Annotated in this window: 20 protein-coding genes; 10 read left to right on the top strand and 10 right to left on the bottom strand. The window is 60.4% G+C overall.

Annotation, left to right across the window (positions count from 1 at the left end; genetic code table 11):
- Positions 1-210 precede the first annotated feature (210 nt).
- Both ACFSYH_RS05025 and ACFSYH_RS05020 read right to left on the bottom strand, forming a co-directional pair.
- A complete protein-coding gene (locus ACFSYH_RS05025; protein WP_377465526.1) occupies positions 211-954 on the bottom strand; it encodes an MIP/aquaporin family protein in 744 nt (247 codons plus the stop codon).
- A gap of 226 nt (positions 955-1,180) precedes the next feature.
- Positions 1,181-2,929: a glycerol-3-phosphate dehydrogenase/oxidase gene (locus ACFSYH_RS05020; protein WP_377465523.1), complete on the bottom strand. Its 1,749-nt coding sequence runs from the start codon at positions 2,927-2,929 to the stop codon at positions 1,181-1,183.
- Positions 2,930-3,032: 103 nt separating this feature from the next.
- Between ACFSYH_RS05020 and ACFSYH_RS05015 the strand changes: the two genes are divergently transcribed.
- Together ACFSYH_RS05015 and ACFSYH_RS05010 are read left to right on the top strand one after the other, a co-directional pair.
- A complete protein-coding gene (locus ACFSYH_RS05015) occupies positions 3,033-3,986 on the top strand; it encodes a sugar-binding transcriptional regulator (protein WP_377465522.1) in 954 nt (317 codons plus the stop codon).
- Positions 3,987-4,225: 239 nt separating this feature from the next.
- Positions 4,226-4,744: an amino-acid N-acetyltransferase gene (locus tag ACFSYH_RS05010; protein WP_377465519.1), complete on the top strand. Its 519-nt coding sequence runs from the start codon at positions 4,226-4,228 to the stop codon at positions 4,742-4,744.
- 18 nt (positions 4,745-4,762) lie between these two features.
- Here the strand turns inward: ACFSYH_RS05010 and ACFSYH_RS05005 are convergent, their stop codons facing one another.
- Positions 4,763-5,668, bottom strand: a complete 906-nt coding sequence (locus ACFSYH_RS05005; RefSeq protein ID WP_377465518.1) for an A/G-specific adenine glycosylase — start codon at positions 5,666-5,668, stop codon at positions 4,763-4,765.
- Between the two features lie 471 nt (positions 5,669-6,139).
- Between ACFSYH_RS05005 and ACFSYH_RS05000 the strand changes: the two genes are divergently transcribed.
- Positions 6,140-6,817: a hypothetical protein gene (locus ACFSYH_RS05000; RefSeq protein WP_377465515.1), complete on the top strand. Its 678-nt coding sequence runs from the start codon at positions 6,140-6,142 to the stop codon at positions 6,815-6,817.
- 27 nt (positions 6,818-6,844) lie between these two features.
- Here the strand turns inward: ACFSYH_RS05000 and disA are convergent, their stop codons facing one another.
- Both disA and radA read right to left on the bottom strand, forming a co-directional pair.
- Positions 6,845-7,930, bottom strand: coding sequence for a DNA integrity scanning diadenylate cyclase DisA (gene disA / locus ACFSYH_RS04995; protein ID WP_377465513.1), 1,086 nt, complete (start codon positions 7,928-7,930; stop codon positions 6,845-6,847).
- A gap of 106 nt (positions 7,931-8,036) precedes the next feature.
- A complete protein-coding gene (gene radA / locus ACFSYH_RS04990) occupies positions 8,037-9,413 on the bottom strand; it encodes a DNA repair protein RadA (RefSeq protein ID WP_377465511.1) in 1,377 nt (458 codons plus the stop codon).
- A gap of 366 nt (positions 9,414-9,779) precedes the next feature.
- On the opposite strand from radA, the gene ACFSYH_RS04985 reads away from it, so the two are divergent.
- The 7 genes from ACFSYH_RS04985 to ACFSYH_RS04955 all read left to right on the top strand — a co-directional run bounded on the left by ACFSYH_RS04985 (position 9,780) and on the right by ACFSYH_RS04955 (position 19,028).
- The gene (locus ACFSYH_RS04985) at positions 9,780-10,532 is read left to right on the top strand and encodes a hypothetical protein (protein ID WP_377465510.1); all 753 of its coding nucleotides are present in this window, start codon (positions 9,780-9,782) and stop codon (positions 10,530-10,532) included.
- A gap of 12 nt (positions 10,533-10,544) precedes the next feature.
- Positions 10,545-11,561: a LacI family DNA-binding transcriptional regulator gene (locus tag ACFSYH_RS04980; protein WP_377465509.1), complete on the top strand. Its 1,017-nt coding sequence runs from the start codon at positions 10,545-10,547 to the stop codon at positions 11,559-11,561.
- A 344-nt stretch (positions 11,562-11,905) separates the two neighbouring features.
- Positions 11,906-13,534 (top strand): xylulokinase, encoded by a 1,629-nt coding sequence (locus ACFSYH_RS04975; RefSeq protein WP_377465507.1) that lies wholly within the window; start codon positions 11,906-11,908, stop codon positions 13,532-13,534.
- A 94-nt stretch (positions 13,535-13,628) separates the two neighbouring features.
- Positions 13,629-14,366, top strand: coding sequence for an L-ribulose-5-phosphate 4-epimerase (locus ACFSYH_RS04970; protein WP_377465506.1), 738 nt, complete (start codon positions 13,629-13,631; stop codon positions 14,364-14,366).
- A gap of 158 nt (positions 14,367-14,524) precedes the next feature.
- Entirely contained in the window at positions 14,525-16,033 is a 1,509-nt protein-coding gene (gene araA, locus ACFSYH_RS04965) for an L-arabinose isomerase (protein ID WP_377465504.1), read from the top strand.
- 470 nt (positions 16,034-16,503) lie between these two features.
- A complete protein-coding gene (locus ACFSYH_RS04960; protein ID WP_377465503.1) occupies positions 16,504-17,766 on the top strand; it encodes a glycoside hydrolase family 43 protein in 1,263 nt (420 codons plus the stop codon).
- Between the two features lie 248 nt (positions 17,767-18,014).
- Entirely contained in the window at positions 18,015-19,028 is a 1,014-nt protein-coding gene (locus ACFSYH_RS04955; protein ID WP_377465502.1) for a LacI family DNA-binding transcriptional regulator, read from the top strand.
- 108 nt (positions 19,029-19,136) lie between these two features.
- Here ACFSYH_RS04955 and ACFSYH_RS04950 read toward each other — a convergent pair whose 3' ends face one another.
- The 5 genes from ACFSYH_RS04950 to ACFSYH_RS04930 form a co-directional block, all read right to left on the bottom strand.
- Positions 19,137-19,859 carry a YesL family protein gene (locus tag ACFSYH_RS04950; protein WP_377465501.1) on the bottom strand — a complete coding sequence of 241 codons (723 nt, stop codon included), beginning with the start codon at positions 19,857-19,859 and terminating at the stop codon, positions 19,137-19,139.
- A 58-nt stretch (positions 19,860-19,917) separates the two neighbouring features.
- Complete coding sequence (locus ACFSYH_RS04945; protein ID WP_377465500.1) at positions 19,918-21,273, bottom strand: arabinan endo-1,5-alpha-L-arabinosidase; 1,356 nt, start codon at positions 21,271-21,273, stop codon at positions 19,918-19,920.
- 226 nt (positions 21,274-21,499) lie between these two features.
- A complete protein-coding gene (locus ACFSYH_RS04940; protein WP_377465499.1) occupies positions 21,500-22,411 on the bottom strand; it encodes a carbohydrate ABC transporter permease in 912 nt (303 codons plus the stop codon).
- A gap of 12 nt (positions 22,412-22,423) precedes the next feature.
- Positions 22,424-23,383 carry a carbohydrate ABC transporter permease gene (locus tag ACFSYH_RS04935; RefSeq protein WP_377465498.1) on the bottom strand — a complete coding sequence of 320 codons (960 nt, stop codon included), beginning with the start codon at positions 23,381-23,383 and terminating at the stop codon, positions 22,424-22,426.
- Between the two features lie 139 nt (positions 23,384-23,522).
- The gene (locus tag ACFSYH_RS04930; protein ID WP_377465497.1) at positions 23,523-24,875 is read right to left on the bottom strand and encodes an ABC transporter substrate-binding protein; all 1,353 of its coding nucleotides are present in this window, start codon (positions 24,873-24,875) and stop codon (positions 23,523-23,525) included.
- Between the last annotated feature and the right edge of the window lie 251 nt (positions 24,876-25,126).

Here is a 25,126-nt window from a genome sequence, read left to right as displayed (position 1 = left end):
GTCTTTGACTTCCTAAGGGGTCGTGAGGGGTGTGTTGCTGTGGTGAGAGTTGATTGGCGACGAGATGACCTCTTCCAGCCTTTCCCTACGCCAAGGTGGTGGGTGGTGCGGCTGGTGCCGCACCACCATGCTCAGTGGTTGAGTCGAGCGTTACTGAGGTTTTTCAAAGAAACCGTGGGACTCGTCGAAAATCTGAAAAGTGAGTTCAGATTAGGCGACGATGTCGAAACCTGAAGCGACAACCGCGGCGAGAATACCACCGAGGATTGGGCCAACGATTGGGACCCACGAGTAGCCCCAGTCACTCGAACCCTTGCCCTTGATCGGGAGGAGAGCGTGAGCAATACGTGGACCGAGGTCACGTGCTGGGTTGATGGCGTAACCGGTTGGACCACCGAGGGACATACCGATCGCGACCACAACAAGTGCAACACCCAGTGGGCCAAGGCCCGACTCGGTGTGACCCGATACGAGGACCCAGAGAACGAGCACGAAGGTACCGACGACCTCAGTCACGGTGTTCCACAGTGGGTTACGGATCTCTGGTCCGGTCGCGAACACTGCAAGCTTGAGGCCTGCATCGTCGGTCTTATCGAAGTGCTGCTTGTACGTCAGGTAAACGATGACTGCACCGAGGAAGGCGCCAAGGAGTTCTGCGGCGAAGTAGGTTCCGATGCTTGCTGCGTTCACAGCAACACCAGGAAGGAATTCATCCCTGGTCATTGCCAAACCGATGGTGACCGCTGGGTTCAGGTGCGCACCCGAGGCGAATGCCACGTACACACCCGAGAACACTGCAAATCCCCAACCAAACGTGATGAGAACCCAGCCAGTGCTGTTTCCCTTGGTCTTGGCGAGAACTTGGTTTGCCACGACACCGCCACCAAGGATGATGAGCACCATGGTGCCGAGCGTTTCCAGGAGAAAGATGTCTCCTAGGGTTACTGCGTCCATTTTTCCTACTCTCTGACTTCGTTGTCATTGGGGCCTGCGGGTGCGCCCACGCTACTGCGCGGATGCGGCCCTGGGAGTTACACTCTCGCGGTTGCGAGATCATTCAGCGGGAAGTCTTGCTGAATTGCTCCGTTAACTGTTTTTCCTGGTTAAGAACCTGCGGTCGTTTCACTTCGGTAGGGGTCTGCTACGCGAGATCCCCACGTTCCGTTCCACGTCCTCGTTCCTAACTGAGCTTCTCCATGGGGGAGAGGTCAGCTGCTTCGAGACGAACCTTCTCTGCGGATGTGTCATCCGGTTCGTTCTCCGCTGCTTCCTCGGCCGCTGCGCGGGCCTTGTAGGAAGCGATTTCACTGTCCGTGGTTTTCTTGTCCCAGCCCAAAGCGGCGGCTGCGATGGATGCGATATCCTCCAGTGCCCCGAGGCCACGGTCAGCAAACTCATAGTTGATCCTCGTGCGGTGGAGCAGGATGTCCTCAAGGTGAAGGACACCCTCACGGGTCACCGCATAGTGGATCTCGGCGCGCAGGTACGCTTCCGCGCCTGCGACTGGCTGGGCCATTGATGGATCGTCGTTGCAGATCGCCACAATCTCGTTGATCATCGAGCCGTAGCGGTGCAGCAGGTGATCGATCATCTGCTTGGACCAGCCAAACTTCTTTTGGTAGGAGCGGGTCTGGTTCGCCATCGCAGCCAGCCCGACCGCTCCAAGGAGTGGAATGTTGTTGGTGACGGAAGGCCTGCCCTGGGCTTCCGCACCGAGAGCGAAGTCCACTGCGTCCTCGGCCATGACCCGGTAGGTTGTCAGTTTTCCACCGGCGATCACGGTGAAGCCTGGGGCAGGTGCTGCGACGGTGTGTTCGCGTGAGACCTTTGCGGAGGAGGTTCCCTCCTTCATCTCTGGCTGTAGGAGAGGTCGCAGACCCGCATAGGTTCCGATGATGTCATCGGGGGTCAGCGGATCGGCGAGTACCGCGTTGGCGTGTTCGAGCACGTAGTCGATGTCCGCCTTCGTGGCCACCGGGTGCTGGAAATCCTGCTTCCATGGAGTGTCGGTGGTTCCGATGATCCAGTAACGGGACCACGGGATGACGAACAGTACGGACTTCTCTGTTTGCAGAATCAGTCCTGAGGTGCCTTTGATGCGATCGCGAGGTACGACGATGTGGATACCCTTTGATGCGAGTACCTTGAGGCCGCCCTTGCCACCCGCAAGGTCTTCGGTCTCTTCAGTCCATACACCCGTCGAGTTGATGACGTGCTTTGCATGGACGGTGAAGGTCTCTCCCGTTTCGAGATCTTTGAGGACGGCGCCGTTGACTCGACCGGCTCCAGACTTGGTGAGTTCGATGACCTGGGTGCGGCTTGCCGCATGCGCTCCGTAGCTCGCTGCAGTGCGAACAAGGGTCAAAACGAGGCGAGCGTCATCGATGGTTCCGTCCCAGTACTCGATCGCGCCCACAGCCGCGTCGTCGCGGAACGAGGGGAACTTCTTCTTCATGCCCTTACGCGAATAGTGCTTGTGGAACGGCATGGCGCGCTTACCCGGTGCGAGCGATGCAAGGATGTCATACAGCATGATGCCCGCGCCGATGTATGGACGCTCGTACTGTTTGATGAGCGGGAACAGGAACGGTACCGGCTTTGCGAGGTGCGGTGCGAGTTTGTTGAGCAGGAGGTCACGCTCGGTCAATGCCTCGTGAACCAGCGAGAAGTCGAGCATCTGCAGGTAGCGCAATCCACCGTGGATCAGTTTCGATGAGCGGCTTGAGGTGCCTGAGGCCCAGTCCTGAGCCTCGACGATTGCGGTGTCGAGTCCGCGGGTCACTGCGTCAAGTACGATTCCGGCTCCGGTGACACCGCCACCGATCACCAAGACGTCGAGTGGGTTCTCCTTGCTGGTGGCGCGCATGGCCTCGAGTGAACGCTCACGAGACTGTGGTGACAGAGTGGCGTTGGTGCTACTCGCAGACATCGTTGTCCTTCCGGTGGAACGGTGATCTGAATCGTTTACACAAAACTTCCACCTAAACGAACGATTGCGCAACTCCACTGCACATATGTGCAAAACTGGTCTCATGGCATACCGCGACCAAGATATTCTCCGAGTTGCCTCAATGTACTACCTACAGGACGTAAAGATGGAGACCATCGCACGTCACATGGGCACGTCGAGGTCAACGATTTCCCGCATGATTAAAGAGGCTCGCGATTCTGGACTGGTCGAGATCACCCTGCGGCCAACGCAATCTCGTGCACCGGGAATCAGGCAGCACTTCCGCGAGCGGTGGGGGGTTGAGGCGTTCGTCGTGCCCATCGTCGAGGCCCGCTCGGACGAGGCTCGGGCCGAACAGGTTGCAATCATGTGCGCGAAATTGGTGACAACCTGGTTCCAGTCGGAGATGATCTTGGCAATTGCATGGGGTACGACCCTCTCCGCGGTGGCCAAGCATCTACCGCGGAAACCGACGCAGGGCGGGGTGGTGGTCCAGCTCAATGGTGCTGCAAACACCCGAACCTCGGGTGTCTCCTACGCGGGGGATCTCATCGCATCGTTCGCTGACGCATTCGATGCGCACGCGGTCTACTTTCCGGTTCCGGCATTCTTCGACTACGAGGAGACCCGAAACGCAATGTGGCAGGAACGCTCCATCAAACGCGTCCTCGAAGTCCAGAGGTCAGCCAACATCGCTCTGTTCTCGGTCGGATCCCTCACCGGAGGCCTGCCCTCACACGTGTACTCTGCCGGATACCTTGAGCCTGAGGACATCCAGGTGCTCGACACGGAGGAGGTCGTCGGTGACGTGTGCACCGTTTTCCTCCGCGAGGACGGAACATACGCGGACATACCCCTGAACAAGCGCGCAACCGGTCCATCCCCGTTGCAGTTGCGCCAGATACCGCGCCGAGTGTGCGTCGTGTCCGGTGACAACAAGATCGTGCCGCTGCGCGCGGCACTTCGGGCGGGAGTCATCACCGACCTGATCATCGACGAGGTCACGGCCACAACCTTCATGGTTGAGGCTGACTGATGGCTGGGTTTGTTACTTTCCTTCAGCCAGCGCTCTATTCCGTGCTTAGAGTCTTTCGCCGGTCTGTGGGTTTTGTCGCCGAACTGTGGGATGCGGAGCCACAGTTCGGCGACAAAACCCACAGACCGGCGTGAGTGTCCTTGTAGTTCATGCCCTGTAGTTCACGATGGGAGGTGATGTAGTCGGACATATTGTGGTCACCGACCTCAAGTTGCCATCCACAGGCGTACATTCGAGGTGTGGAAACAGCGCAGTCATATCTGATCCGTCCGGCACTCCCCAAAGACGTGCCAGGAATCCGCGACCTCGTGGAACCGTATGCGGCTCGACGGATACTCATCGCCAAAGAGGCGGTGACCTACTACGAATCGGTCCAGGAGTTCGTGGTTGCCTGTAACCCAGACAACCCTCGCGAACTCTACGGCTGCGGCGCACTCCACGTGATGTGGGAGGAACTGGCCGAGATCCGCACCCTTGCGGTCTCTCGAGAGCACCTCGGTAAGGGGATCGGGCACGCCATCGTGGCTGAACTGCTCAATCGAGCCCGAACGCTTGAACTTCGGCACGTGTTCTGCCTGACCTTTGAAACCGAGTTCTTCGAGAAACACGGCTTCAGGCAGATTGAGGGCACCCCCGTGGGAGTGGATGTCTACGCGGAACTTCTGCGTTCACACGACGACGGCGTGGCAGAGTTCCTCGACCTTGCCAGGGTCAAACCCAACACGCTCGGCAACTCGCGGATGCTCCTCGAACTATAGGATCGCCGGTTTGGGAGGCTACTGCGGCAGCGAGTAGGCCTCGCCGTCCTGCTCTGCCAGTCCATCCTCAATCAGGGACGCCACGCACCGGTCCAACTGTGCCTGATCGGGCCACACCAGATCAATTTGCGAACGCAACACTGGCCCATGCGCGTCACGCAGTACCTTCATGACCTTGCCGCGCACCTGACGATCAGTGCCCGTGAACTTCTGGGTCGTGCGTACCTGCGCGTGCTCATCCTCGGGGAAGCCCGCCAACCTCCATGCGCACAACGCAGATATCGGACATGCCTCGCAGTAGGCCGTGCGTGCCGTGCACACCACGGCACCGAGTTCCATCGAACCGGCAGCCCATGCAGCGGCCTGTTCATCCAGTTCGGGAGTGATCGCACGGGCGAAAGCCCGTTCAGCAGCTGAATATGTTGGAGGTGGAAGCGCCGTACCGCTGAACACTCGCGCCAACACCCGGCGCACGTTCGTGTCCACGACCGTGGAACGCCTGCCGTGGGCAAACGCCACAACTGCAGCCGCCGTGTAGTCGCCTATCCCAGGTAACTCAACCAGATCGTCGTAAATCTGGGGAACAACGCCGTCGTGCCGCTCTACAATCGCGGCCGCGCACTCCTGCAGTCGCAATGCGCGGCGGGGATAGCCAAGCGACGACCACTCGCGCAAGACCTGCGCGGTTGGTGCCTGCGCCAGATCCGCAGGTGTCGGCCACAACTCAAGCCAGCGCGCCCAAATCGGCGCGACTCGTGCGACCGGAGTCTGCTGGGACATGACCTCGCTCAGCAAGACCGCCCAGGCGCTCGTCGCAGGTTCCCGCCAGGGGAGGGGACGCTGCTCGCGCCGGAACCAGTCAGCCACCAAGACCTGAACCTCACTGACAGTGGCAGGAGGAACACGTGGGGGAACAAACTTCACGGCGGGCACACCGCATTGTACAAAACTAACGACCACGCTCGACCACCACACCCCGGATGAGGGAACGAGCTCGCAACTGAATGAGGAAAGAGGGTCATTCAGCGCGTGCCGTGAACTACAGTTTCCGTATCAGACGACAGGCAAACGACAACCACAAGGTAGCGACCGTGAAACTCTGCAACAGCAGATGTGTGGGACATCGTGCGGACGGAGCGACGGCGGAAGTACATGGGGTGAGGGGTCTGAAGTCTCTGCGCAAACACTGGATCTCCTCCTCGCCGTATCGGGACGACACGGTGACCCTGCAAGGTTCACCGGTGGAGGTGCGGCGCAGTTCCTGCGAAATGTCAGAAGTGAATGACTGGACGCCCAACTGAAGGGCAGCGAGGAAAAGGCGAACACACTACCAGAACGCAGGCTTATCGGCGTGGAAAACACACCTAACCGGCAAGAACCGCCTACCCTTGAAGCATGAACGGGCCACACGAATCCGACCGCGAACCGCGCACCCCCTCGCACGACCGCGACCCAGGACAGCCCCGTGCCTCACGCCGAGCGCCTGCCCCCACACCGCAGTACGTGTACTGGATCCGCCGAGCCGTCGCGCTCCTTATCGTCGTGGCGCTTATAGCAGTCATCGTATTCGCCGTGAAATTCGTCGTCGGCCTGTTCCGCACGGATGACACCGAAACCGCCGACGACGGCCAGACCAACTCCAGCCAGGTAGACAGCGAAGAACCCAAGGGGGACGACGGAGCCAGCCCCAAAGCCTGCGATGGAACCGCGATCAGCATCGCACTCACCTCGGAGCGGAACTCTGTCGATGCCGGTGCCGCCATGCCGCTCAGCCTCGATGTCACCAACGAATCCGACACTCCCTGCGTAGTCGACGTGTCACCGGCAACCACCGTGGTCACGATCTATTCGGGGAGCGATCGGATCTGGTCTTCTGACGACTGCGATGACTCCGGCACCAAACCGCTCTACATGGACCCCAAAGCCAAAACCAGCGCGGCGCTCTCATGGAACGGCATCCGATCCAACGAATCATGTGATTCCGATCTGCCGAGTGTGAGGCCGGGAACCTATCGTGCGGTCGCCAAGTACAAGGAAGCCGAATCGAAGGAACTCGTGTTCCAACTCAAGTAGTAGGTGGCAGCCGGTACGGCGCGAGGATCAGACGTAGCGTTCGAGGATGCTTGACTCGGCCAAGCGGGAGAGACCCTCGCGAACCGCACGGGCGCGCTGCTCGCCCACACCGTCAACGGCCATGAGGTCCTCGATCGTCGCGGCAAGCAGTCTCTGTAGCCCACCGAAGTGCAGGACGAGACGGTCGACGATGGCCCCCGGTAGACGAGGGATGCGAGCCATCATGCGATAACCGTGCGGGGCGACAGCCGCGTCGAGGGCATCGCCTCCGCCAGGAAGTCCAAGGATGCGTCCGATCTGGCTCAAGTCCAGCAGATCCGTCGAACTCAGGCTCGATAGCGCCGCCAAGGTCTCAGGCACGGAGTGGCCCTTGCGCATCGTGTCGACGTAGTCACGCAACACCAGTTCGCGGTCGGAGCCGATCGCGCCAATCAACTCATCGTGTTGCAGCGCAAGCAGGCGCCCCTCGGTGCCGAGTTCGACCACATACGAGGCCACCTCGTCGGAAATTCGGGCGACCATCTCGAGACGCTGCACCACCGTGCACACATCGCGCACTGTCACCAAGTCCTCGATCTCAAGTGCAGACAACGTGCCGGATACCTCGTCGAGGCGGGAGCGGTAGCGTTCCAGCGTCGCGATTGCCTGGTTGGCGCGACCGATGATCGTGTCTGGGTCCTCAAGCACGTGGCGCTTCGAGTCGATGTAGAGCGCGATGATGTGCATGGACTGGGACACCGAGATGACCGGCAGGCCGGTTTGTTTTGCGACGCGTTCGGCGGTGCGGTGGCGCGTGCCAGACTCGGAGGTCTCGATGGTCGGGTCGGGGAGGAGTTGCACGGCGGCCCTACGAATTCGGCCCGTGTAACTGTCCATCACCACTGCGCCATCCATCTTGCACAGTTCGCGCAGGCGGGTCGCTGAGAACTCGACATCGAGTTCGAACCCACCCGTGGAGATGGCCTCCACAACCGAGTCGTAGCCCAGTACGATGAGCGCACCTGTACGGCCACGGAGGATTCGTTCGAGTCCATCGCGAAGTTCGGTGCCCGGGGCTACGGCCGCCAGGGTTTCGTGCAAAAGTTCTTCTGGGGTTGCTGAGGTGTGCGCCACATCTAGAATGTTACGGCGTAACGCCAAGAAAACTCCCTCCCTTAAGCCCGTGTCTCACTGTGTGATGCGCGAGTGGACGCTGTTTGCGCGATGCCTGGAGGTTAGGTCAACTGCCACGGACGAGGTTCACCGCATCCGCCACGGACTGTGCTTTGAGGAGTTGCATTCCCTGCGGAGCATCGACCACGGCCGTGGCCGGAATGATTGCGCGCCTGAAACCGAGCCGTGCGGCCTCGTTGAGACGTTGCGTCAGGCCTGTGACGGGTCGTAGCTCACCGGCCAGGCCGACTTCGCCCAGCGCGATGGTACCCACGGGGAGTGCAGTGTCCTCGAGGGCACTCACGATGGCAAGCAGCAACGCGATGTCGGCTGCTGGCTCGGTGATCTTGGCGCCACCGATCGTGGACACGTACACGTCGGTCTCCATCAGGCGCGCTCCGAGGTGTCGGTGCGCAACAGCCAGGATCATTGCGAGTCGCGACGAGTCCACGCCGCTTGTCGTCCGGCGCGGGTTGGCAAGCGGGCTGGGCACGACGAGCGCCTGAACCTCCAGAGCAAGCGGACGGCGACCCTCAACGGTGACTGTCACGCAGGTTCCGGGGACGAGCATGTTGATGTGGGAGAGGAACAGGCCAGACGGGTCGGCAAGTCCCACGATTCCCTGCTCGCCCAGTTCAAAGCAGCCCACCTCATCGGTCGGTCCGAACCGATTCTTTGCGGCGCGAACCATACGCAGGCGCGAGTGACGGTCTCCCTCAAACTGACACACCACATCGACCAGGTGTTCAAGTGTGCGCGGACCAGCGACACTGCCGTCCTTGGTGACGTGGCCGACCAAGATGACCGGTAGGTTGTTCTCCTTGGCCACCGCAATGAGTGCCGCGGCAACCTCGCGGACCTGACCGACCCCGCCTGGGCTGCCCTCCACCTCCGTGGAGGCGATGGTCTGCACCGAGTCCACGATCAACAGGTCGGGTTGTGCTGCTTCAACGTGCCCAAGGGTAAGGCCCAGGTCTGTCTCCGCGGCGAGCAGCAGGTTCTCATCGAGTGCTCCAATTCGTTCCGCACGTAACCGCACCTGACCGGCGGACTCCTCCCCGGTTATGTAGAGCACCTTGCGGCCCGAACGAGCGGTTGTGGCGGCGACGTCGAGCAGTAGCGTCGACTTTCCCACGCCTGGCTCACCGGCCAGCAGGACGACGGCTCCCGGGACGAGCCCTCCGCCTAGCACCCGGTCGAACTCGCTGATGCCTGTGGGCACGGCCCGTGCGGTGTCAACGCTGATCTCCGCGATTGGGCGTGCGGGATTCTTGGATGGGTTGGCCGCAGTGGTCTTTGGGCCGGTGGTCGCGGCCCCACCCTCTGTGACGGTGCCCCATTCCTGGCATTCGCCACACCGACCCACCCATTTGGCGGTGGTCCAGCCGCATTCGGTGCATCTGAATGCGGGGCGGGCCTTCGAGGATTTCGTTGCTGTTGCCATGTCCACAAACTTACGCGGTCCCTCTGACACTCTTAAACTTGGGCCACGCGGTGAAGGGGGAGCGGCCGACGAGCCCACACTCTCAGCGCATCGCTGAGTTCGGTTACCAGAGGGGTAGGGTGCCGACGAGCCCTCATCTTCCCAGCGCGACCGCGCCTGCCAGCGCGGCAGGGTCGTCGCCAATCTCACTCGTGCGGAAGAGGGGGCGTCTGGGACTGCACTCTCAAACTGCTTCTCACTTTGAGAGTGCGCCAAACCGCACTCTCACACACTGCGAGTGCACTTTTGGTAACTCTCAAGGGCGGTGCCGACTACGATAGACAGATAAAACCGTCCGCGACACCCAGCCGCACAAGGAGATACCACGTGAGCCAGGACGACACTGGAGCCAACAGCACCCCCGACAACGAGGTAACCCCGCAGCAGCCTGAGCCCACCGGCGAAGTTGACGCAACCGATGCGGAAACCACCGACAAGCCGGTGGGAATCCCCAGTAACGCTCGCAAACTCATCTGGGCGGGAGCGATTCTGGTAGCCCTCTACTTCATCATCGACGGCATCATCGGGGTTGTCCGCGGAGATGCCGACACGAGTGAGGCTCCCACTCACAACCCAACCGTGACGGTCACAGCGGATGCGCCTACGCCAACGCAAGACCCGGTTGACCGCGGCGAGGTCACCGAGTTCGCCGCAGCCCTCCCAGGAACGGCCAACCAGTTTGCACTGACGAGTTTGACCGAGGTCACCGACTGGCCTGTCGAGGGAGCACTTGAGTCCTATGTGCTCAACTACTCGGGTCCGGCGGGGGACGCAAGCGTGGAAGTGGAGGTGCTCGCAGCCCAGTTCAAGTCGGTGGAGAACGCCGCGACGGCATATGACTCGCGCCTTGCCCCTGACACAACGACGATCTCAGCCGGTGTCGTCGAGTCAGATGGTACGAGTGTCGGCGACTTTGTCATCACTGTCGACGAGACGGGTGGGGTCCTGCCTCCGGCTCACGGCGACCAGACGCTTCCGGCGGGCACTGCACGCGCCCTGTGGACCAACGGCACCGCGCTGTTCGAGGCATATGCGCCCGCAGACGAGATCGAGAACTTCTACAACGCTTACGGTCTGTAGCGCAACGATTCCATGGTCACTCAACGCCGACCTGGCATGAACGATGTGGCTCGTCTTGCCGGAGTCTCACACCAGACCGTCTCTCGGGTTCTCAACGACCACGGGAACGTGCGCCCCGAAACCCGCGACCGCGTGCTGCATGCGATCGAGGAACTCGGATATCGCCGCAACCTCGCCGCCCGGGCACTGGTCACGCAGCGATCTGGAACAATCGGCCTGATCACGAGTGGGAACGCCCTGTTCGGGCCGCAGCGCGCCATGGTGGCCATAGAGGAGGCCGCCCGTGAGGCTGGCTTCTTCCTCTCGCTCGCAACCATCAAACGTGCCAATGCGCATCGCATGAGCGAACTCCTTGATCACCTGCTGGCACAGGGCGTTGAAGGCATCGTCGTCATCGCCCAGCAGCAGGAGGTCGTTGAGGCCCTGCATGTGTTCGATGCTCCCGTGCCGGTCGTTGCTGTGGCTCAGCCGGACACCGTTCCAACGGGAATGCTCTCGGTGAACCTTGACCAGGAGGCGGGCGCGCGGCTCGCCGTACGTCACCTGGCTGAACTCGGGCATACCGAGATCGCACACATCTCCGGTCCATTGGATTGGTCGGATGCACGGGCACGACTTGATGGCTGGAAGAACGAATGCTCGGTTCTTGGGATCAACCCCGTCCCGCTCATTCAGGGTGACTGGAGTTCGGAACGCGGATATGCCGTAGGGGCCGAACTGATCAGGGCTGGCGCGCCCACCGCTGTATTCGCTGCCAACGACATGATCGCGCTCGGATTGATCAGGGCGCTCGCGGAGAGGGGACTGCGAGTTCCGCAGGACGTGAGCGTGGTCGGTGTCGACGACGTTCCCGGGGCCTCGAACTTCATTCCACCACTTACCACGGTGCACCACCGGTTTGCGACTCTCGGCGCGGCCATCATGGAGACGCTGTTGAGCGTGATCGAGGGTCGGAGCGTGGCTGATCGGGTCATCGCCCCGCAACTGGTCGTGCGTGAGAGTACCGCACCGCCGCGTGTGAATACTTAGCGAGGGTCGATTCGATCTTTCCCCAAACCCGCACATGGGTGGGCCGAGTTCAATGGAGATATCTCCAACGATGGGTCTTATTTGGCCCGGGTGCGCCTATTCGATGTGTGTCTTCGGACGATTCTCGCCCCATCGGCACGGAGAAGGTTGACGTGCGATGTGGATCGGTATCGAGTGGTAACGGCACTATCTCATTGATCTGGTCGTAGTCCTCTTGCGTTCGCGGGTTGTGAACGTTAACATTCATTAAAAGCGCATATTCGCTGACGTTCAGACAAATCATGTGAACGCTAACAAAATGGCCCCTCAGCCACAATGCAGTGGCAGCGACAGATGGAGAACTCATGACCCAGGCCGTCACCAACGAGTCTGCCACGATCGAGGCAATCCGTAAGGACATCGAGTCCGGGAACACCACCCTTGGAATCGAACTCGGCTCGACTCGAATCAAAGCCTGCCTCATCGGTCCGGATGGGAGCCCGCTTGCGAGCGGTTCCCACGATTGGGAGAACGTCTACCAGGACAAGCTGTGGACCTACTCGCTTGAGGCTGTCGAGGCTGGCATGCAGGACAGCTATGCCAAGTTGGTCGCCGATGTCGAGGCGACCTATGGCGTGCGCCCAACAACCTACGGCGGAATTGGCATCTCCGCCATGATGCACGGATACCTGGCCTTCGACGCATCCGGCAACCTCCTGACCCCGTTCCGCACCTGGCGCAACACCAACACCGGTGCCGCTGCCGAGGAACTGAGCGAACTCCTGGACTACAACATCCCGCTGCGCTGGTCCGTTGCGCACTGGTATCAGGCGATCCTCGACAACGAACCGCACGTCTCCCAGATCGCGTTCCTGACCACGCTTGCCGGATACGTGCACTGGAAGCTCACGGGCGAGAAGGTCCTCGGTGTCGGCGATGCATCGGGTATGTTCCCGGTGGACCCAGAGGCCCGCGATTACGATGCCCGGCTGCTCTCCCGTGTGGACGAGCGCGTGGCCACTCGCCACGAGAGCCCAAAACTTGTTGACCTGCTTCCGAAGGTGCTTGTGGCAGGTGAGGATGCAGGCTCTCTCACTGAGAGCGGAGCCGCCTGGCTGGACCCCACGGGAGCGCTTCAATCAGGTATCCTCCTGTGTCCACCAGAAGGGGATGCCGGTACGGGAATGGTCGCAACCAATGCGGTCGCGCCACGCACCGGAAACGTCTCCGCGGGAACCTCGATCTTCGCGATGGTCGTTCTGGAACACGCGCTCAAGACCCGCCATCACGAACTCGACCTCGTGACCACGCCTTCGGGCGACCTGGTCGCAATGGTGCACTGCAACAACGGAGCGAGCGAACTCAATGCATGGGCCACAGTGTTCGGCCAGTTCGCAACCGCGCTCGGCGTGAGTGCAACATCGGATGAGGTGTTTGGTGCGTTCTTCCGCGCGGCGCTCGACGGCGAGGCAAACGGTGGTGGGCTCCTTGCCTACAACTACCTCGCCGGTGAGCCGATCACCGGTCTGGATCAGGGGCGCCCACTGTTCGTGCGCACCCCGGACTCGACCCTGAACCTCGCGAACTTCGCCCGTACCCAGATCTACGGCGCTTTCGGCACCCTCGCGCTCGGCATGCGCGTGCTTGCAGGTGAAGGCGTGGCCATCGACGACATGTTCGCCCACGGTGGCGTGTTCCGCACCGCAGGGGTGGCTCAGCGCCTGCTGGCTGCCGCGATCAACGCACCGGTCTCCGTTGGAGACACCGCGAGCGAAGGAGGAGCATGGGGCATTGCCGTTCTCGCCGACTACGCTCGTGCCCGCGCCAATGGCTCGAAGGCATCGCTTCCTGAGTATCTCAATGAGCGCGTATTCGCGGACGCGAACGTCTCCACAGTCGCTCCCGATGAACAGGACGTCGCCGGATTCGCGCAGTATCTCGACCAGTATCACGCCGGTCTCGCCGTCGAGCGCGCCGCAACCGAGGTGCTCTGAACGTTCGATTCCCCCACCCAGCCCCTCAACCTGCCACAGTGGATCGAATCACCTGCTGGCAGGCTCGTCGGAAAGCAAAACCAGAAGGACACACATGTTCAGCAATGAAGGAACTGACGCAAAGAAGGCTCGCGGAATCGGCGAGGCCATCGGCCTCGACGGCTACAGCCAAGAGGTTCGCGACGAGGTCGCGGCCGTACGCAAGATCGTTTCCGACCTCCACGCGGAACTGCCCAAATGGGAACTCGTGGTGTGGACTGCGGGCAACGTGTCGCAGCGGCTCACAAGCGCGGACCTGCTCGTGATCAAGCCCTCGGGAGTGACCTACGATGAACTCTCGCCAGAGAAAATGGTTGTGTGCGACCTCGACGGGAACCTCGTGGACGGCGACCGCCTGCCCAGCTCGGATACCGCGGCTCACGCCTACGTGTACCGCAACATGCCTCATGTTTACGGCGTGGTGCACACCCACTCGACCTACGCGACCGCCTGGGCGGCCCGCGCTGAGCCGATCCCGTGCGTGCTGACGATGATGGCCGACGAGTTTGGCGGCGACATCCCAGTCGGCCCGTTCGCGCTCATTGGCGACGATTCGATCGGTCAGGGCATCGTGGACACCCTGCGCGAGTCGCGTTCGCGCGCGGTGCTGATGCGTAATCACGGCCCGTTCACAATCGGCAAGGATGCGAAGGACGCGGTCAAGGCAGCGGTCATGGTTGAGGAGGTGGCACGCACCGTGCACATCTCGCGCCAGCTCGGTGAGCCAACCCGAATCGCGCAGAAGGACATCGACTCGCTCTACGCGCGCTACCAGAACGTGTACGGCCAGTAGTCAAGGCAGCTGAGCCGAAGTTGAGTTTGTTGCAGAGCACGAACTCGGCGGAGGTGAAGCAAACGTAGATTCTGGCCCGAGAGTAGAGCCAGTAATCACTTCGTCCACTCACTCGCACCGCTTCCGGCGGTACGCAACAAAACACCCCAAGGAAGAACATGAAGAACCCATTTGAAGGAAAAGAGATTTGGTTTCTGACCGGATCGCAGGGCCTCTACGGCGAGGAAACCCTGATCCAGGTTGCGGACCAGTCCAAGGAGATCGCGGCACTCATCGATGGTGCGAGCGATGTTCCGGTCAAAGTTGTGTGGAAGCCGGTCTTGAAGGACTCGGACTCGATCAAGGAACTCATCCTCGAGGCCAACGCCAACGTGAACTGCATCGGTCTGATCACCTGGATGCACACGTTCTCACCGGCGAAGATGTGGATTCGTGGGCTTGACGCCCTGCGTACCCCTCTGCTGCACCTGCACACTCAGGCGAATGTTGAACTTCCATGGGACTCGATCGACATGGATTTCATGAACCTGAACCAGGCTGCTCACGGTGACCGCGAATACGCCTACATCCAAACCCGCCTGAACGTGCCACGTAAGACCGTGGTCGGCCACGCATCGAACCCTGACGTGACCGCTCAGATCGGTACGTGGGCTCGTGCGGCCGCCGGCTGGAATGCCGCGCAGAATATGAAGCTTGCCCGGTTCGGCGACAACATGCGCTACGTCGCTGTCACCGAGGGCGACAAGACCGAAGCCGAGATCTCACTCGGCGTCTCGGTCAACACCTGGTCCGTCAATGAGCTAAACGACGCTGTCAATGCGGTCAGCGACGAGGCAGTCGATGCGCTCGTGGCTGAGTACGAGGACCTTTACGAGGTTGTTCCGGAACTTCGTAGGGGTGGGGAGCGCCACGAGTCGCTGCGCTACGGTGCTGCGATCGAGCTTGGGTTGCGGTCCTTCCTTGAAGCTGGTGACTTTACGGCGTTTACCACCAACTTTGAGGACCTCGGCGACCTGCGTCAACTTCCAGGTTTGGCTGTCCAGCGACTCATGGCCGATGGCTACGGCTTTGGCGCTGAGGGCGACTGGAAGACCGCCGTGTTGATCCGCGTGGCCAAGGTCATGGGTTATGGTCTGCCAGGCGGCGCATCGCTCATGGAGGACTACACCTACGATCTGACTCCAGGTAATGAACTCATCCTTGGCGCGCACATGCTTGAGGTGTGTCCTTCGCTGACCACGACGAAGCCGACGTTGGAGATCCACCCGCTGGGCATCGGCGGAAAGGAAGACCCTGTCCGTCTGGTGTTCACCGCCGACGTTGGGCCTGCGGTTGTTGTCGCGATGTCGGACATGCGTGAGCGTTTCCGCCTTGTGGTGAACAAGGTCAACAACGTGGAGCCAACCGCGGCGTTGCCAAACCTCCCGGTTGCGCGTGCCGTGTGGAAGCCGGAGCCATCGTTTGCGGTGTCTGCTGAGGCGTGGCTCATGTCTGGTGCTGCACACCACACCTGCATGTCCTCGCAGGTAGGGCTTGAGGCGTGGACCGATTTCGCGCGGATGGCGCAAACCGAACTGCTTGTCATCGATGAAAACACCAACATCCGCCAGTATGCTGATGAGATTCGTTGGAACCAGTCGTACTACCGTCTGGCTCAGGGGTTCTAACGTGACCTCGGCGTTAGCCGACAGTCTTCCTAGTGGTCGGGGGACCTTCTAGGGACGTCTCCGGGGGAGACGATCACGGCCCGGGTTTACTCACGTGAGTGACCCGGGCCGTTTTTTGTGTCCTGATTGGCGACGAGTCGGTGCCTTCCAGCGCGCCTCACGTGTCTCGGTGGGCTGTTTTTGGTCCGGGGTGTGGACAAAATATGCGTACCCGGACTGTCTTTGGCCCATCGAGGGTGAGGGCGAGGAACCGGGGCACGAAGCAGGGTAGTGAAACTGGCGAGAGGAGAGATTTTCCGCCCAGGAGAGGGCGGTGTGAGATTTGGTGTTCCAAGGCCCTTGTCAAAAGTATCTACAACGATGTAAAAATGTAACAGGACTTGTCAATGGGCGCTCGCTGCGGTGAGCGCCTTTTAACGACACTGATACTACATCGATGTAGAGATTGGTGTGCGAGGAGATACACAACCATGGAAACCACATACGTAACGGCGACCACTGCGCGTAACCCGCTCGTCGAAAAGCGGGCTGATCCATGGGTGCTCAAGGACGGCGACACCTATTACTTCACCGGCTCGTACCCCGAATACGATCGGATCGTGTTGCGCGGTGCCGACACCCTCGAAGGATTGCACTGCGCCGAGGAGACAATCATCTGGACTCGCCCGGACGTGGGCGAGATGGGCGGGAACATCTGGGCGCCGGAACTGCACAAGATCAACGGCAGGTGGTACTTCTACTTCACCGCGGGACATGCCGACAAGCCGTTCCGCATCCGCATGTACGTCCTTGAGGGCGTTGGCGAGGACCCACGCACCGCAACCTGGGGCGATCCCGTGCGGATCCGTACGCAGTGGGACGAGTTCTCACTCGATGCAACCGCGTTCGAACACCGCGGTGACCTCTACTACGTCTGGGCGCAGCGTCCTATCCAGGAGCCTGGTCTGCCGGACGGCGTGGTCATCAACTCGGACCTCTACATCTCGAAGATGGCTGATCCGTTCACGCTCGAAGGCGACCCAGTACTGCTCACAAGCCCAGAGCGCGATTGGGAAAACGTCGGCTACCGCGTGAATGAGGGCGCTGCTGTGCTCAAGCGCAACGGACGAATCTTCATCACCTACTCCGCCAGTGCAACCGACCACCACTACTGCATGGGCCTGCTCACCGCGAGCGAGGATGCAGACCTGCTCTCCACGGACAGTTGGGCTAAGAGTCCTGAGCCTGTCTTCGTCTCGAGCGATCTGACCCAGGCTTACGGTCCGGGCCACAACTCATTCACCACGGATGAACAGGGCCGAGATGTGATCGTGTACCACGCTCGCAGTTACCGCGACATCGTGGGCAACCCACTGTTCGACCACAATCGGCACGGACGGGTTCAGCCGTTCTTCTTCCGCGGTGACGGGACTCCCGTGTTCGGATATCCGGTTGGCGATGGCGACGTTCCCGTCCGGCTATCCAACGAACACGGACAACTGTTGGCCATCACGGCTGTTTCAGTGCCACAGGCGGCAACCGGAGCAGATGTGATCGGAGAAACCTGGCGTGCCCCCGATACCTCGCTGGCAACTCAGGTCGTCACTGAGGCGGAAGCAAACGCCGACAACCTGTCCGTGAGCCGCTCGCTGTTCCGTGTGCTGAGCCTCAGTGGCCAGGACATTGAACTCGAGCCGGTGCTGCGGCGCGGGGCGGTCGTGCGAGTTCCCGTACGGGAATGGTCAATCGCATAGGGGAAGTGGTGCGCGGCGCTGCGTTTCGACTGGGTGAACAGTGTCCAGGGGAGGTCGCGTATGTTTGCCACCTTCAACCTGGGCAGGCACAATTGGGGTAACCGTTTTGCCTCAGCCCTTGCGTGGGTGCCCAGCGAATACAACACGGTGGCCGTGACGTGTGGGTTTACCAGGTGTCGCAGGACGGATACCCGAACCCACGAACGGACGCCCCACCACCTCGGTGGTGCAATGATGAAGGAGCTCCGATGAGCGCAACAATGCAGGACGTCGCTCGCCGTGCCGGAGTGTCGGTGAAAACCGTCAGCAATGTTGTCAATGGGTATCCGTATATCCGCGAATCCACCAAGGAGAAGGTCCTCGCGGCCATCGCCGAGTTGGACTACCAGATGAACGTCTCAGCCCGATCGCTGCGTTCGGGTAAGACCGGAATGATCGGATTGGCGGTTCCTGAGCTGAGCCTGCCGTACTTTGCGGAGCTTGCCGACTCAGTCATTGAATACGCAGAGACCGTGGGGCTCACGGTGCTGATCGAGCAGACCGGCTCGAACCGTGAGCGAGAGAAGGCCGCGTTGCACGGATTTCGACGCAACCTCACTGACGGCTTGATCTTCTCGCCGCTTGAACTTGGTCCGGACGACGTCGCGGAGTTCGACGTCAACTATCCGCTGGTTCTGCTCGGCGAGCGTGTATTCAATGCCTCGACCGACCACGTCACGATGCGCAATGTCGAGGCTGCGAAGGCCGCAACCTCCCACCTGATCGAGGTAGGTTGCCGTCGCATCGCGGTGGTGGGTGCACACGAGGGCGAAGTCATCGGTTCCGCTCAGTTGCGTACCGAGGGCTACCTTGAGGCGCTGCGCGAGCACGACCTGCCGGTAGACCCGCAACTCATCCGCGAGGCCGGTCTGTGGCACCGTTCCACGGGTGCTCAGGCGATCTTTGACATGATTGCGGACGGCGTTGAGTTCGATGCGGTGTTCGCCCTGAACGACGCCATGGCACTCGGTGTGCTCTACGCTCTGCAGGTATCTGGTAAATCGATCCCACAGGACGTCAAGGTGATCGGGTTCGACGATGTCGAGGAGGCCCGTTTCTCCTTCCCTGCGCTGTCCTCGGTTGAGCCAGGGAGGCTTCAGATCGCGCAGACCGCTGTCAACCTGCTCAAGGAGCACATCGACAACCCCAAGCAGGAGATTGAGCCGCGCCGTGTGGTCGCGGACTACAAGCTCTCGCTGCGTGAGTCCACGCGCGCGTCTTAGCAGCCTAGATGGGTGCGGTGAAGATACTGATTGCCGACGATAAGGCCGGGACCCATCAGGGTCCCGGCCTTCGTTGTGTGGGCGGGGCCTGCGCGGGAGTCAGGTGCGCTACTTCAGATTGCGCATCCGGTCAGCGTACGCTGCCCGCTCGGCGGAACGCTTGGTCCAACTCTCGTGAGCCTGCGCCAGGAGCGCATCACCCTCAAGGAACCCGCCACCGTAGGCTCGATCATGGGCGTGCCCCGCAAGGACGACCGAGAACCCGATCGGAACAGAGAACCCAATCAGCACGACAACGAGCGGCACCTGCCACGTGAGCATCACGAAGGCCAGGTTCACCAGTAGTATCGCAGCGGTTGTAGGCAGGAAGGCGAGGGGAGAGGCGAAAGCGAACCGTATCGTCGCCACTACCGAATCATCAAAACGCAAGAACGACGCGTGCAGGTATGCGTACGCGACCACGCAGGCCGCCGTGACGATCAGGAACGGCGCGAGCAGCAGCCCGGTGCCGGACCAGCCGTTGAGCGCCGCAACGCGGAATGCGTACAGGTCCGCGCCTGCGAGCAGGAACAGGACCGTGAACGGCCAGGCATATTTGTTGGTCACCCAAAAATGGGTGCGCCAGGTCGACCAGAAATCCCGCCAGAGCGACGTGCTGGGTTCGCCCAGGAACAGCGCGGTCGTGAGGCGGCCGAGCGCTCGCGTTGCGGGCGCGATTCCGAGGATCACCCCGCCCGCGAGCGTACCCATGATCCACAGGAAGTTCAGGACCACAATCTGGGTGGCATAGGTGAGGAACTCCATCACCTTGCCGGTCCATCCCGAGTTCATGCTGCTGCCTTTCGTAGCGGTGCTGTGCCCGCGTTTCGAGCGCCGTGCCCTGCGCTCTTTATACCTTGAGGCCGAACACGGCCGTGAGCTTGCCGCTCACGCCATCTTGAGCGTACCCCGAGAATGCGGACACGGTCGCGTCGCCGTCGGTAAACGGCAGTACCACGTCGAACACGGCACCCTCGACCAGGCCGAACTCGGTCAGGGACTCAGCGCACTCCAATATGCGAGAGCGAGTGCAGGGTGCCTCGCGGTCGTGTGCCGCAGGGAGCAGATCGGGCACGTCGCGGAAGTCCACGACCTGCCACGTACCCGATGCCGCGGAGCAGGCGAGGTCCTGGTCGAAGTCGCCGGGTTCGCCGCGGTAGGTCATCGGGGAGACGACCGGCCAGCCCGAATCGAGCCAGAACATGCGGCGGATCTGTGCGCTGTGCTCGCCGATCGCGTTGCCAAACCGCACGTGATGGACCATGAAGTCGCCGTCCAGGGTGGACAACACCGAGTTGTGGCCGGGCGCGATGAGCGGTTCCTGGCCGTCAAAATGGTGGCCCGCGAGCACGAGTGTGCCATGCCAGTCGGGGTACTCGGTCAGCGCAGCGCCGTCGAGCTCGGACGCTATCATCGGGGCACCCTCGCGGTCCGTGTATGGGCCAGTGACCCGTGGGGCATGGGCGACGCGCACGTCGTACGTGTTCACGAGCGAGTCATAGGAGAAGAACCCGACATGCCGTTCGTGGTTGCCATCCGGCTTGGCGACGATATATGCGCCTTCCAGCGCACCCTCGACCGAGCGTGGTCGGCTGGCTATACGTGTTCCCAAGTCTCCGGGCGTGGCCGGTTCCCCTGTAACCGGGTCGAGTTCAATCGTGTACAGCCCCGAGAAGAACGAGCCGTAGGTGAGCCACGGGATACCTGCCCCGTCCCAGGAGATTGCCGCGTCGATTGCGTTCTGCGTGGTCTCCGGGTGGTCAGCGGTGGCAGAGTGCAGGGACTTGACGACGAGTGGGCCGGGTTCCCAAGGTCCGAGCGGGTGGGGTGCACTGGCCAGTCCGATGGCGGAGGTGCGTGACCCAAACGTTGAGGCCGAATAGTACATGAGCCATCTGTCAGTGGCGCCAGCGGTGGACCATCTGACGACCTCGGTGGCCCAGAGTCCGGGCGCACCGGTCCATTCCTTCGCCTCGGTGGGAACTCCCTCGAAGGCGGTTCCCGCCCATTCCCAGGTGATCAGATCCGCAGAGGTGCGCATGTGCACCCCTGCGGGCGCTGGACCGGAGGCGTAGGCATCGGTGCAATACATGACGTACGTGCCGTCCGGGGCTTGGACGACGGTGGGGTCGTGGGCGTTGCGCAGTCCCCAGGTTGTGGGGTCTGCCGTGGTGGGGGTGAGGTCTACGGGCGCGTAGGAGTGCATGGTGATTCCTCAGAGGGAACGGGGTAAGGACGGATCGGGGGCACACCGGAGTCGGACTGACAAAGTAGGTTGGTTCGCCGGCGGTGTGCTGATGGAGCACCGGACCCACTGGCGTGAATGGCTGCTGCGTGAGCACTCGCACGGTGGATATCTCGTTGAGAGTTACCAAAAGTGCACTCGCACGCACTGTGGGTGCACGATTGGTAACTCTCAACGGACGGGTTGGTCAGCCCTTGGAACCGGTCAGCGCGATTGACTCGATGATCTGCTTCTGGAACACCGCGAAGATGGTCAGAACCGGAATCAATGCGATCACCGAGGCCGTCATGATGAGCGGATAGTCCGTCTGGATCGCATAAGTGGTTTTCATGCTCGCGATAACAATTTGGAGTGTTTGTTTTTCCGGTGAATTCAGGTAAATGATCGGAGCGAGGAAGTCATTCCAGATCGCCATGAACCACAGGATGAACTGCGCCGCGACAGCGGGTTTGATGAGCGGGAAGATCATGGTCAAGAAGGTACGGAAGTACCCGGTGCCATCAATCTTTGCGGCCTCTAACATCGAATCTGGGACTGAAGTCAGATATTGGCGCAGGAAGAAGATCATCATGATGTTTCCGAAAAGACCGGGCACGATGAGCGGCCACAATGTGTTCACCCAGCCGATTTGGGAGAACATGACAAACTGCGGAATCATAATGGCTGGGTACGGGATCATCAGGCCAGAGAGCAGCAGGAGGAAGAACTTGTTACGTCCTGGAACTCGCAACTTCGCGAAAGCGTAGGCGGCGAGAGCGGAGAAAAACGTCCCAACGATCGTGACGGTGCCCGCAACGATCAGGGAGTTCTTGATACCGGAAAGCAACGGCCCGGCGGTCCACACGCGGATGTAGTTCTCCCAGACGAAAACATCGGGAATCCACTCGGGTGGTAGGGCGAAGACCGCGTCTTTAGTTTTCAACGATGTTGAGATCATCCACAGTAAAGGTCCGACCATGATGATCGCGCCGAGGCTGAGAACGATCGTTACGATGACATTGCCGATTTTGTACCGGCTTGAGGCACTCGCTGTGGAGGGGATGCGGCTGCGCTTCGACGGAAGGGCTGCTGCTGGAATAGGTGCGGTAGGTGCAGTCATGGTGGTGGTCCCTTACTCTACCGAGAAATTGTTGCGGGCATTCATACGGAACTGAATCGCCGTGACAATGAATACGAGCAATCCGAGGGTGATTGCCATTGCTGAGGCGTAGCCCATATCGGAGTAATTGAAGGCTTGGCGCCAGATGTACCACACGATCGTGGCCGAGCTGAACTCGGGTCCACCCTCGGGAGTCATAATGTTGACCTCGATGAAGACCTGAGCTCCGCCAATGATTGAGGTAACAACGAGGAAGAATGTTACAGGCTTGACCATCGGGATGGTGATGGCGCGGAACTTCTGGAAAGCGTTTGCTCCATCGAGCGCTGCGGCCTCGTACAGGGACGCAGGCACAGATTGGATGGCTGCTAAGTACAGCAACATCGAGTAGCCGAGGCCCTTCCAAATCGTCATGATCATGATGGCGATTTTGACGGTTGCAGTGTTTTGCAACCAGTTTGGCCCGTCGATTCCGAACAGATCAAGAACCTGGTTGACCAAACCGAAGTCACCGTTATAGGCCCACTGCCACATAATGGCAATAGCAGCGAGCGAAGAAACCACCGGTATGTAGTACAGCGTTCGAAAGATGGTCAAACCTCGCATCTTCCTATTCATAGCCAGAGCTAAGAGTAAGGACAGCACTAGGCCGATGGGGATGCCGATCATCAGATAGGCGGTGTTGAACATTGCTTTATGGAAGTACGGGTCTTGGATCATCCGGACGTAGTTGTCCAAGCCAATGAACCGCATTTCCGAGATACCGTTCCAGCGCGTTAGTGAGGCATACATCGAGTATGCGAACGGATACACCGTGAACAACAGGAAGCCGAGGACGGGCACCGCGATAAACGCGAGACCTACTCGGCGTTCGTGTGCATGCAGAGCACGGGAAGCACCGTCCGACGCGCTGCGTTTACGTTTCGCGGGCTTGGATTTCTGAGGAGTGGGGGCGACGTCTACAGCGGCCATTCCTGTCTCCATATCAAGGGAAGTAATGTAATGAGCGGTGGACCCACGAACCGTAAAGTATGCGGGTCCACCGTAAAGCTGTTCCGTGTCTGGAGGCGTTATACAACCGAACGCTTAGACGCGGACGAGTGATTATTGATCACTGGTTTGCGGCGGCAGCCTGCGCAGCGCGTTCGTTTGCTTGATCAAGGAAAGCCTGCATCTTGGGCTGCGCTTCTTTGAGGTAATCGGCAGCCGTGACCTTGCCGTCGAGCACAGGCTGAATGTTGGTGTAGAGCTCGTCGTACCATTCAGCGGAGTAGGTCTTGTTGGCAGGCAGGGCACGACCGTAGTCCTTAGCAATGTCCAAGAATTCTTGGAGGTTTGCTGGCGCTTGGTCGTTTTCTGCTACCCAGGTGTCTGCCACGGAGATCAGGTTTGGAATCTGGATGCCGGCGTCCACGAGGGTTTTTTGAGTGTCAGCGTCAGCCGTGAGGTAGGCGACTAGGTCTACTGCTTCTTGCGGGTGCTTGGTGGTTGCGGATGCCGCGATACCGAGTGTTCCGGTCCACGTTGCGGTCTCACCGGTCTTGCCCGCTGGGTAAGGGATCAGGTCCCACTCGAAGTCGAGCTGACGGTAGGTGGACAGGTCCCAAGGAGCGATTGGGAAGAATCCGATTTCGCCCTTCATCCAGCGCTGGTAGGTGTCGAGAGTCTGCGCTTCGGCGATGGATGGAGTCACACCGTGCTTGATGTCGAGGTCAGCAAAGAACTGGAGCGCCTCCGCGAATTCTGGTGTGTCCACGGTCACGGTTTTGCCGTCTTCGGAGATCCAGTCGCCTCCGTTGGACCATACGAATGGCTGGAGGTTCCAGTTCACGTTGAGGCCGGTGCCCCACTGGTCGAGTTTGCCGTCGCCGTTGTTGTCCTTAGTCAGTTGCTTGGAGACCTCGAGGAATTCATCCCAAGTGTAAGGGGTGTCCTTGTCTGGGAGTGGAATGCCAGCTTCCTCGAACATCGTTTTGTTGTATCCGAAGGAGAAGGGGCCGATGTCCTTTGGCAGTGCATAGATCGAGCCTTGGCCTTGGACGCTTCCATCGTACCGATACGAGTCGACGCCGTAGGCCCAGATGTCGTCGAGGTTGATGACCTCTGACTTTTCGATGTACTCGGTGAGGTCCATGACAACACCAGAGTTGACGAAGTCCTGAACTGCCCCAGGCTCCACATAGAACACATCTGGGACTTGACGTCCAGCGATTGCTGCTTTGAGTTTAGTTGCATACTCATCGGCAGTGGTGGGGATGACCTCAACCTTGACGCCGGTGGCTTCGGTGTACTTGTCAATGGCTGCTTGATACGCAGCCTTTTCGTCCTCGCCGCCACGGAACATAAAGGTCAGAGACTTCTCACCGTTGTCGGCTTCAGTGTCACCGCCTCCGCCACAAGCGGTGAGTAGTAGCGTCGCTGCGAGCACGCCTGACGCTGCTGTAATGAAACGTGACTTCTTCATCACGGATCCTCTCATGTAAGTGGGGTACGCTGCTCCGCTGGGTGCTCGTGGTGAGCGAGTTCTGATTAACTCTATGCGGCTCAACGCAGAATCCTCATCGATTCGATTTCTACATCGATGAAGAAAACTTTTGCACGACTGTGCCGGGTCGGTCAAGAGGTTTCGCGGATATTTTTTACATCGATAGAGAAATGAAACCTCCAGGCATCAATCATGGGTTGAATCGGGGTTGACGAACTCCACCAAACGGC

It is taken from the genome of Populibacterium corticicola, assembly GCF_042683685.1.
Taxonomy (GTDB): domain Bacteria; phylum Actinomycetota; class Actinomycetes; order Actinomycetales; family Cellulomonadaceae; genus Timonella; species Timonella corticicola.
Note: the sequence above shows the minus strand (reverse complement) of the source record. Positions and strands in the feature narration are given on the sequence as shown.

Bases quoted from the DNA above. Each gene is read 5' to 3' on its own strand.
- ACFSYH_RS05025 (WP_377465526.1), bottom strand. From the start codon at position 954: ATGGACGCAGTAACCCTAGGAGACATCTTTCTCCTGGAAACGCTCGGC.
- ACFSYH_RS05020 (WP_377465523.1), bottom strand. From the start codon at position 2,929: ATGTCTGCGAGTAGCACCAACGCCACTCTGTCACCACAGTCTCGTGAG.
- ACFSYH_RS05015 (WP_377465522.1), top strand. From the start codon at position 3,033: ATGGCATACCGCGACCAAGATATTCTCCGAGTTGCCTCAATGTACTAC.
- ACFSYH_RS05000 (WP_377465515.1), top strand. From the start codon at position 6,140: ATGAACGGGCCACACGAATCCGACCGCGAACCGCGCACCCCCTCGCAC.
- radA (WP_377465511.1), bottom strand. From the start codon at position 9,413: ATGGCAACAGCAACGAAATCCTCGAAGGCCCGCCCCGCATTCAGATGC.
- ACFSYH_RS04980 (WP_377465509.1), top strand. From the start codon at position 10,545: ATGGTCACTCAACGCCGACCTGGCATGAACGATGTGGCTCGTCTTGCC.
- ACFSYH_RS04975 (WP_377465507.1), top strand. From the start codon at position 11,906: ATGACCCAGGCCGTCACCAACGAGTCTGCCACGATCGAGGCAATCCGT.
- ACFSYH_RS04970 (WP_377465506.1), top strand. From the start codon at position 13,629: ATGTTCAGCAATGAAGGAACTGACGCAAAGAAGGCTCGCGGAATCGGC.
- araA (WP_377465504.1), top strand. From the start codon at position 14,525: ATGAAGAACCCATTTGAAGGAAAAGAGATTTGGTTTCTGACCGGATCG.
- ACFSYH_RS04960 (WP_377465503.1), top strand. From the start codon at position 16,504: ATGGAAACCACATACGTAACGGCGACCACTGCGCGTAACCCGCTCGTC.
- ACFSYH_RS04955 (WP_377465502.1), top strand. From the start codon at position 18,015: ATGAGCGCAACAATGCAGGACGTCGCTCGCCGTGCCGGAGTGTCGGTG.
- ACFSYH_RS04950 (WP_377465501.1), bottom strand. From the start codon at position 19,859: ATGAACTCGGGATGGACCGGCAAGGTGATGGAGTTCCTCACCTATGCC.
- ACFSYH_RS04945 (WP_377465500.1), bottom strand. From the start codon at position 21,273: ATGCACTCCTACGCGCCCGTAGACCTCACCCCCACCACGGCAGACCCC.
- ACFSYH_RS04940 (WP_377465499.1), bottom strand. From the start codon at position 22,411: ATGACTGCACCTACCGCACCTATTCCAGCAGCAGCCCTTCCGTCGAAG.
- ACFSYH_RS04935 (WP_377465498.1), bottom strand. From the start codon at position 23,383: ATGGCCGCTGTAGACGTCGCCCCCACTCCTCAGAAATCCAAGCCCGCG.
- ACFSYH_RS04930 (WP_377465497.1), bottom strand. From the start codon at position 24,875: ATGAAGAAGTCACGTTTCATTACAGCAGCGTCAGGCGTGCTCGCAGCG.